6 protein-coding genes and 2 pseudogenes are annotated in these 9,085 nt (G+C 39.8%); all 8 read right to left on the reverse strand.

Features of this window, described 5'->3' with window-relative positions; translation table 11 throughout:
* Positions 1–188, reverse strand: a pseudogene (locus EWV60_RS06385) (Uma2 family endonuclease); the annotation flags it as partial.
* Between the two features lie 373 nt (positions 189–561).
* On the reverse strand, positions 562–3,921 hold the full coding sequence (locus EWV60_RS06390; protein WP_287231610.1) for a helicase-related protein: 3,360 nt from the start codon (positions 3,919–3,921) through the stop codon (positions 562–564).
* Between the two features lie 52 nt (positions 3,922–3,973).
* Positions 3,974–4,201, reverse strand: coding sequence for a DUF4926 domain-containing protein (locus EWV60_RS06395; protein ID WP_002790332.1), 228 nt, complete (start codon positions 4,199–4,201; stop codon positions 3,974–3,976).
* A 111-nt stretch (positions 4,202–4,312) separates the two neighbouring features.
* On the reverse strand, positions 4,313–4,663 hold the full coding sequence (locus EWV60_RS06400) for a DUF6883 domain-containing protein (protein ID WP_287231611.1): 351 nt from the start codon (positions 4,661–4,663) through the stop codon (positions 4,313–4,315).
* A 44-nt stretch (positions 4,664–4,707) separates the two neighbouring features.
* Positions 4,708–4,923: a hypothetical protein gene (locus EWV60_RS06405; RefSeq protein ID WP_287231612.1), complete on the reverse strand. Its 216-nt coding sequence runs from the start codon at positions 4,921–4,923 to the stop codon at positions 4,708–4,710.
* A 129-nt stretch (positions 4,924–5,052) separates the two neighbouring features.
* Positions 5,053–5,379: a XisI protein gene (locus tag EWV60_RS06410; protein WP_002734933.1), complete on the reverse strand. Its 327-nt coding sequence runs from the start codon at positions 5,377–5,379 to the stop codon at positions 5,053–5,055.
* A gap of 214 nt (positions 5,380–5,593) precedes the next feature.
* Complete coding sequence (locus tag EWV60_RS06415; protein WP_287231613.1) at positions 5,594–8,677, reverse strand: Eco57I restriction-modification methylase domain-containing protein; 3,084 nt, start codon at positions 8,675–8,677, stop codon at positions 5,594–5,596.
* A 217-nt stretch (positions 8,678–8,894) separates the two neighbouring features.
* A pseudogene (locus EWV60_RS06420) lies at positions 8,895–9,085 on the reverse strand (Uma2 family endonuclease); the annotation flags it as partial.

Here is a 9,085-nt window from a genome sequence, read left to right on the forward strand (position 1 = left end):
TCTTCGTTGTAGTAGATGGTTAGATTTCCCGAAGCGTAGTAATCACTCCTCTCGCGCCATAATAATTCTAGACAACTAAGGAGAATGATGATCTGTTGCAGGTGTAGATCACTTTCCAAGGGTGGTTCATCACTCCATAAATCTGTGGGGGGACAGGCAACTTCTGGGATTATGTCTAGGGCTGTCATGACTTTTTCCCGGTATTTTAGGATTGATTAATTATAGCTTTTTCTCACTACTTTAGAGATGGTGCTGGGAGATTTTAACCAATAACTTAGGAACTTGCGTGGGAATAATATCCCAGCCAGAAAATCGCTCTGTAGAAGAATCAGACCAGCCAGATGGCATATTATCAAAGCGCAAGTCCCTTAGCTGCGGAGGCTCTCGAAGGCTCTCCCCCTACTTAGAGTGATCAGCAAACCTGATCGATCGGAGGGCGCAAGCATTGCACCCCTACAGTAACGGATTTTGTCCACAATGTAGGGGCGAACTGCGTTCGCCCAAAAGGTAGATTATCAAAGCGCAAGTCCCTTAATCCTATACCTTGACCGATCGCCGTTTCTAAACTAAAGCCTGACTGCAAATAATGATGGGAATTGGTTGCTCCTCACCTTGCAAGCGACGGCGATCTAACCAGTCCCGCATCTCATGTTGGCTGTATAATTTCTTCAGTTCGCTAAACAAAGCTTCTCCTGTCAGGCTACGGCGCTTAATCAGGTTTAACTCGCGCTTCAGTACAGTGGTAATCGGTTGGCGAAAGGCCTGTTCTAATAGGTTAACCTGCTTACGGATTTCTTCATCCTGAGTGGTTTTAAACAGCAGTCCCAATTCTCGCAAGATGTAGCGCTGTGCTTGAGTCAGAGAACGGCTGTACTCCCGTTCCGATTGGCGGTGCTGGACTTCTTGGGCAAATTTAACCTTGACTTGCATCACTGCTTGGTTGTAATTTTTGGGCAGCGGCAGTGCTGCTTCTTCTGGGTTAGTTTTGAGCATTCCTAAAATGCGGGCAGTATCTTTTGATATGATCTCTCCCCGTTCATCGAGCCAATATAATTGCTGGTAGCCCTTCCAATCTTTGCGGTTCGGATAAGAAGCTTCACAGAAGACAATTATGCCCTTATTGAGAGAAAAGCGAGCCGTTCGGATGCCATGAGGCAGGTTAGCTATCCGTTCGTATTCAGCCGGATTTTCTCGCTGGAGTTGTCTGAGAATTTCTTCCGCTTCATTGAGGTCGAGAAATTCTCCCTCGTCTTCAAACAAACTTAATTGATGACTACCACTTTTTTCATAAATTGCATACATAGCCTCTTCATTAAGCTGTTCTGTGGGGTCAAGAATTGCCGCATCCTCACCGATGGTTTCGTGAATTTCTTGAATGCGGTTTTTGAGTTTTTGTCGTAATCCTAGATTCCGCTCTAATCCCGTCTCTGGGAGAAAATTAAAGCCGTAAACCACATCATTCTCGCTGCCAATCCGATCGATCCGACCAAACCTTTGAATGAGTCGGACAGGATTCCAATGCAGGTCATAATTAACAATCAGGTGGCCATCTTGTAGGTTTAAACCCTCGGCTAAAACATCGGTAGCAATTAAAGTCTTGATTTCCGACTCTCCCTGTTGAAATTTATAGTATTTGTTGGCTTTAGGGGCAAATCTTCCCACTACCCGCGCCTTATCTTTATCGCCACTGTAGATGACTTCTAGATCGTCTCGATCGCCGTTAGGATTGAGGTTTTGATATAAGTAAGAGGCGGTATCAGCATACTGAGTAAAGATGAGGCACTTGCTATCCTGCAGAGGAGGTTTATTCAACCAATTTTTGAGAGTTTGTAATTTAGCGTCTTTGTCTGGGGTAATTGGCTCAACTAAGTGCAAAATTCTCTCTAGCAATTGGATGTCATGTTCGAGGTGTTTCTGCAATCTTGGGGCATCAAAATCAGCTAGATCATACTTCCCAGATGCCTGACTCAAGGCATCGATAATGTCTTGTTCTTCCCCATTGTTTGGTTCACAGAGAATTGCTTGAGCTTCTTCCCCGGCGGGGATAATTCCTTGGCGTAAAGCTTCTCGAAAGCGTTGATGGACTTGCAGTAATTTCTTAACAGTTTGTTGGAAGGCATAAACGCTAGATTCAAAGCGTTTGAATAACAGGACTCGCATCAGTCCTCTTAAATTTGCTCCCCCAGTTTGTAAACTGATTAATGGTTCTTGTTTGCGCTTATTTGGTAATACATAATTTCCCAAAACATAACGAGCATAGCAAAGTTCATTTTTACGAGGGTTAGCTGGTTGCTGTTGGCGAGATTTCCCTAAATATTGGCGCAGTTCTTGGTAAAGTCCTTGATAGGTATCTTCAATACTATATTCAATGGTTTGTAGTTCTCTTTTGGGAAAAAACTGATGCTTACCACCCACAATAACGTAAGCGCGTTGATTTCCGTTTAAATAATCCTTGAAATTGTCTGCATCTACGGGTTTATGAGTCTTGGCATCAAAGCCGTACCAGCGTAAAATGTGGTTGCGGGTGCGCCGGATCAAGATGTTAGATAACAAGTCAGGTAACTGTTTTTCCCCTTTCTCTACTAATCGAAAATACTCTTTTAGATCGGGCGGTTCTATGGGTAAATCTGTCTTATCATCTTGATGAAAAAGTTTAATCTGATGATAAATATCCCAAGCACTTTTATTACGAGGAGTTGCTGTCAGAAAACAGCATTGTCTCCCAGCTGCTAAAAAGGCTTCGACGATTTTATATCTTTGGGTTGCGGCATTCCGCAGGTTATGACTTTCATCAATTAAGATAAAATCTCGATCTTTGTATTTAAAATCTTCTAATAAAACTCTGATGCCACTGGTTTCATCTTCCCGCAGCAATCCCATCGATAAAACGCGGGCGTTAAGTTGATAAATTTCGTTGTAGCGTTCCCACATTTCCACCAGTGGCGCTGGACAAATAATTAAGGGGCGGGCTTTTTCCACTTGTTCAAAGCGTTTGACAATGGCAGCACCAATAAAGCTTTTTCCTAGTCCTACCACATCGGAAACGAAACAACCTCCATACTCGCGGATGAGTTTAACAGCTTGGTTAACTGCTACTTTTTGAAAGTCTGCTAGTTTCTCGGTAATTTCGTTATCTATCATCATTTCGCTGGCAGTTTCTTCTGTCAATCGATCGCGCACGAGCATATAGAGAGTTTTCATATAGATGTCGTAGGGACGTACTGGCATCATCGCCCAAGACTGTTTTAAAGACTGCATCAGTGTTTCATCAAATTCTGTTGCTTCCTGCCAAAGTTGATTGAACCATTCTGTTAAACTGGCATGATTTTCATTACCGTGAACGATAACATTAAGTTCGGTATTGTGGGAAATTCCTGATAAAGTAAGGTTAGAAGAACCAACGATAGCAAGGCCTTTTTCTTGACGTTCCAAAGGTTGTCCCTGCTGGTTATAAATTGTCCCGTAGTCGAAGATATAGGCTTTAGCGTGGAGTCGCCCTTTAGTATAAACTCGCACCTGAAGGCGTTTTTCTTCAATCATTTGAACCAGATTTTTTACTAAGGTTTCTGCTTCATCTGTTTGGTCCATTAGTTCGACGCTGGAACGAATATTGTCGGCGGTTTCTGTTGCCATCTGCTTGCGTTCTGTCCGTTTGGGGTATTCTTGTGCCTCTAGATGGTCTTTAATTAGTTCTAAGCGGCGGTAGCCTTCTGCTAGTTGTTCGATGGTTTCCCTGCTGCTGGTGTTGCCAATCAGGAGGCGCATTTGTTGGATGGTGGCGAGACGAGGTGCGATCGCAGTAAAGCCGGAGAGGAAGAAGTAACCGACGGCAAAATGAGCGGCTTCTGAAGAGTGAAGAATTTGGTTGATGTTATCGACTAATTTTTGCTGGCGATTGTCGATGATGTCGTGGGTAGGCATAGTTCGATATCCATAAGAGAATTGTTATATGAATAATGTTTTTTAAGAAAATTTACCCTATATTTACAGCTAAATTTTTAGGTTCTAAGGGAGAATGATGTAATAACATTAGTTGATTTTCTTGTAAGGTTTCGATAGCATAAGCACGTCCTGATGTGTCGCTAAATTCCACTTCAAAAACTGTGGGTTCATAAACTTCTACAATTGTTCCGACTTGTCCGCAATATAATCCTAATTGGGGTAAGTCTTCTAATAAGGCAACTACATCTAAGAGTTTCATTTGATTATCTCCTTAAAGTACATAAGTAGGTAGGCGTTAAAAGTTGTCAGATGCCCCCCTTATTAAGGGGGGATTAAGGGGGGATCCCCCCGCCTATCGGCACCCCCCTTATCAAGGGGGGCAGGGGGGATCGAACCTAAAATCCATTTTTAATTTAATTATATTTTCGTCATTTCTGATGATCCAAACACTGTGAATAATGGCGGTTTTGTTTTGATGAGTCAGGGGAAAATCAATAACATACTTTTGTCCATATTGATTGATTTTGTCAGGAATAGCATCATAGGTTTTAACTGCTTCTAGGAGTGCATTTTTAAGAAATTGAACGTTATTAATATCTAAGTTTAAGACGGATTTAAAAACCCTAGCTTTATGCTGTCCATCTGAATGATTTAGATTCAGGGCATAACCAGTCAATTTGTTATCATCAATAATGGTATTTTTAGGATTGGGTAATTTCACATTATACCACCTACTCAATCATTGTCTCTGCTGCCTTGATTGAACTATGATCTATGGCGTTCTTGGTCAATTTCAGAAAATATATCATCGAGTTCTGGTTGATTTTTCCAGACTCCGATTGAGGTTTCAATTTGTTCCCACAATAATTTTTTTTGAATTAAATTATCGGGGATTTCTAGAGAAATTTTTACGCCATTAGGAAGATATAAATCCTCTAATAGCTCAATAGTATTGCCTTTGATAATTCCTTGTACTTTCATAGTAGTTTAGGATAAAGCTTGCTCAACTAAGACGGCAGTTTCACGATCTAGAATAGAGAGAGTTTCTTGAATTAATTCTATTGGTAATTGTAATGCTTGATAAGTTGTTTTTCCATATTATTTTTACTCCTAATTAATGGCATATTCTGTGAATTTTCGTTTAAATGGAGAGTGAAATCCGATGACAATATCTGTTTTAGGAATTCCTAGTTCAACTAACTTTTCAGCCACCGAAATTTCTGTGTTGTTCTGTTGAATATAAACTTTGTTGTTAATAATATCTAAATGTAAAAGACATCCATAAATCCAATGATTATTATGCCAACCAACTTGTACTAATAAATAATGTTTTCTCAGATCGTCAAAGATTATTTCTAGGGAAATTTCACTAGACTGCTGAATTTTAGCTTGTTCTTCAATTAGGGATTTAACTAATTCACTGTAGTTGATTGCCATTCTACGATCTCCTCTCTGTGATATCCCTAGCTGGCATATCCTGATTTTAGCAGGTTTTCCTAATTTTAGCATCTTGTAACAATCTTAAGGTTCACAATCCATACAATGCCGCTACTCTCTCATCTGACGACTGGGTTATTTACCTCTATTTTAACAGATTCGCTGTGATGATTTCAGATACCCGACTTCTTTAATAATTCGGGTATCTAACCCCTTACAATCCATACAATGCCGCTACTCTCTCATCTATCTCTTTCTCCCATTCTTCACAGTTAACTCCTTTGGCATCTAAGCATTTTTGTACTAATTTAATGATGGGTTCTTTTTCCGATTCAGAAGCATTTGGAACTATAGCTTTTTCAAGATATACTCTTAGTAATTGGTATCCGTTTTGGATTTGTGTGCAATGACGGGTTATTTCTTGCCAAAAGGATTGAGAATTTAAAATACCTAATAAATATAAATCATCAATTACTATCATCCATACAGCATTGTTGATAAACATACCATTATTATCAAAGGCAAAGCAAGGTTTTACTTGAAAAGCTTGATAAACAATCTTAGGTTTATCAAATTCTTTAAAATATGTAGCTGCACATCTTTGTAGTGCATACCATTCATATCTAATTCCAGTTTCAGCTTTATTTCTCAATGAAAGTTCCTTTTTGTATTTTGCAAGATGACCATAGATAGATGGATATATTCGCTCAAATTCTTTTTCAGCTTTAAGAGAACTTCCAGTAATGCTAGTATCTTCATGTAACGGAAAATGCCAAGGAGTGAAAATCAACCATTTGTCTTTGTAATTTGTGCGCCATTTACGCACATCAGCACCCACAGCTAAAGGTTTAATAATCTCTGCACTTTTAGTATCTTTAGCAATTAATTCTGCTCGTTTTGCACCATCAATCACAAAAGCTTGATTAAATCCAGTTAATACACCTCGATAAATCTGTCCGTTAACATACTCACCTAAAGTAATACCGGCTGCTGCCATTTTCTGTAAACGGTTAGCAGAGGACGCATCAGTTAATAACCAATTTGCTCCCTTAATCGCATCTTTTGGTAAATTCTGTCCAGTTTTTTTAATAATAGCTAAGACATCAGGATAAGGTTCTTCTAAGGATTTAACTTGAGTAAAAATCGGTAAGTTACTAACTTTACCACTCTTTTGAGAGATAAAAATCATCGGGTAAGCTGTCGCACTCTTGAATACTGGCAATTCACCAAAATCGGTAATACTTTTTACCTGACAAGTATCAGCGATATGCTGTCTTAACTTCTCCCCATACTTTGCTCGAAACCACTTATTAGAAGAAATAAAAGCTAACATTCCCCCAGTTTTAAGTAATTGTAAAGCTCTCGCATAAAAGAAACAATATAAATCCGATGTTCCTGTATAAACGCCAGGGTAAACCTGCTTTAAAGTTGGTTTTAAATCCTTAATCAATTCCTGTCTCACATAGGGGGGATTTGCTACCTGAATATCAAAACCTCCCTCCGCTAATACCTCGGCAAACTCCACCACCCAATCAAACCCTTTTGAGATAGCTTCCTTTTCACTCGCAATCACAGAAGCACTGCCATGGGTTAATAAAGCAATCTGTTTCTTAACCTCATTAATCTCCTGTTCAAGACTTTGTTTATCACTGCCTAAATGCGCTCTTAAATACTTCGCTTTAGCTTCCCTAAACCGATGGATAAACTCCTCGCGCACCATCCCAGAACCTTGGGGATTAGGAGCAGTTAGACTATCTCCTGTTTCGATTTTAAACTTCAAATTCGGTAGCGGTGGCGGATTGTCTCCCTCATATTCAACCGCTAAGGAAAGCCATAACCTTAAGCGAGCAATATTAACCGCAAAAGGATCGATATCAACTCCATAGATATTAGTTTCAATAATCTCTAACTTGCGCTGATAAACCGTTTTGTAATCAATGCCTTTAGTAGCAAATAAACACTGACGCAAATCTAATAACTCATGCAACATTCCCAATAAATAAGCACCACTGCCACAGGCAGGATCGCAGACTTTGACCTGTTTTAAGGTTTCTAAAACTGCCTCTGGATTCTTTAAGTTAATAGCATTATATTCGTCAACAAAAAGCTCAATCGCTTCTTTGTTTTCAGAAGTTAACTTACTGCTTAAATATCCCTTCAACGCCTCCCGACACATAAAAGAAACAATCGGTTTAGGTGTGTAATAACTACCTGATTCATGTCTCCCCGTGACTAATTCCTCAAACACTTTACCCAACATTTCTGGGTCCACTGCTACCTCCACATCAAGGGGTGTACTCTCAGTCACCGTGAAATTAAAATTACTAAAAAGGCCCCGTAAGATAACATCGATCGCCTGATCGGGTACTATTATATTAGGATTGCGGTCATCTTCATCCTGTTCAAATAATCCCCCATTAAGATAGGGAACTGTGCCGATTATTTGCCGAAGAAAACCACCGTTATTGATACCAATAATATCCGTTTGTTGGGGATTATTCAGTCCCGTAAAAAACAGATAAGTCAAGCGATTATGATAAAAGTTTTTGTGCGAGGTGCTGTTATCATTCTGATAATCCTGCCATAAGGTTTCTAGATAGTTTGTTTGTTCGTTAAACTTCAGCCAACCTTTTTTCTGGATAAAAACAATAAACATCAGGCGATTAAATAGCTTCTGAGTAAATAGTCTTCTCTGGTCAGCATTAGGGATAGTTTTAGTAATTAATTGCTCAACTTTTTCAAAGACCGAGCGATACTGTTCAAAAAATTTCTTAGTAACTTTCTCAACATCAAAAGCTTCATCATGACGTTCCTGAATTGCTAAAGGAGACTCGGAACTAATATTATCTAAATCTAGTAAACTTAGGCGTTCTGTGGCGGTTCGTAACTGTTCCCCCGGACCCACTGTAATTCGCCGCAAGACTTGCCGTTTTTCTTGTTTGACATCATATTTAACATTGATAAAATGCCACCGTTCTTGGTGGAAATCAGAGAAAACAAAGAGAGTGTAGGGATGGTTTTTTAGCAGTTGAGTAACGACAAGACGCTCTAAATTGAGCAGCAGTTGCTTAGAGTTGAGACGAGCATAAATAACCTGAAAATCTTCCCCCCCAGAAGCTAATAAAATTGGATCTTCTGCTAATGCTTCTACTGCTTTATCTGGCCAATTGCGTCGGGACAGGGTTTGATTTTCTCGCTCGTAATTTAACTCAGACCAGAATAATTTTTTGAGCGCATCTAATCCTCTCAGGGATGAAAGAAGGTCATAAACTGACTGCCGAAGTTCAATATCACTCATAAGTTTTCTCACGACCTCTCATTTAGGTTTACTTTCTCTAAGTAGCTGATTATAAATCCCCCCTTAATCCCCCCTTAATCCCCCCTTAATAAGGGGGGTGTCGATCCCCCCTTAATCCCCCCTTAATAAGGGGGGTGTCGATCCCCCCTTAATCCCCCCTTAATAAGGGGGGTGTCTGATTTTAACATCTGACTATTTAGGACTTTTGCCACTTCAGTTAAATTGTATCGGGATCGATGCCTAATTCTCGCAATTTTTGTGCCAATTTTTCCTTGGCTTGTCGTTCCCTTTCTTTTTCTAAAAGAGCCTGTTCTTTTGCCTGTCGTTGCTCTAATTCCGCTTCTTGAGGAGTGGGGACTAATTGACCATCGGCGGTAAAATAACGCAGTTTCCGGTCAAATATGCCTA

Source organism: Microcystis sp. Msp_OC_L_20101000_S702 (genome assembly GCF_007095705.1).
In the GTDB taxonomy this organism is placed as follows: Bacteria; Cyanobacteriota; Cyanobacteriia; order Cyanobacteriales; family Microcystaceae; genus Microcystis; species Microcystis ichthyoblabe_A.

Coding starts and splice junctions, on each gene's coding strand:
- EWV60_RS06390 (WP_287231610.1), bottom strand. CDS start 3,921: ATGCCTACCCACGACATCATCGACAATCGCCAGCAAAAATTAGTCGAT.
- EWV60_RS06395 (WP_002790332.1), bottom strand. CDS start 4,201: ATGAAACTCTTAGATGTAGTTGCCTTATTAGAAGACTTACCCCAATTA.
- EWV60_RS06405 (WP_287231612.1), bottom strand. CDS start 4,923: ATGAAAGTACAAGGAATTATCAAAGGCAATACTATTGAGCTATTAGAG.
- EWV60_RS06410 (WP_002734933.1), bottom strand. CDS start 5,379: ATGGCAATCAACTACAGTGAATTAGTTAAATCCCTAATTGAAGAACAA.
- EWV60_RS06415 (WP_287231613.1), bottom strand. CDS start 8,677: ATGAGTGATATTGAACTTCGGCAGTCAGTTTATGACCTTCTTTCATCC.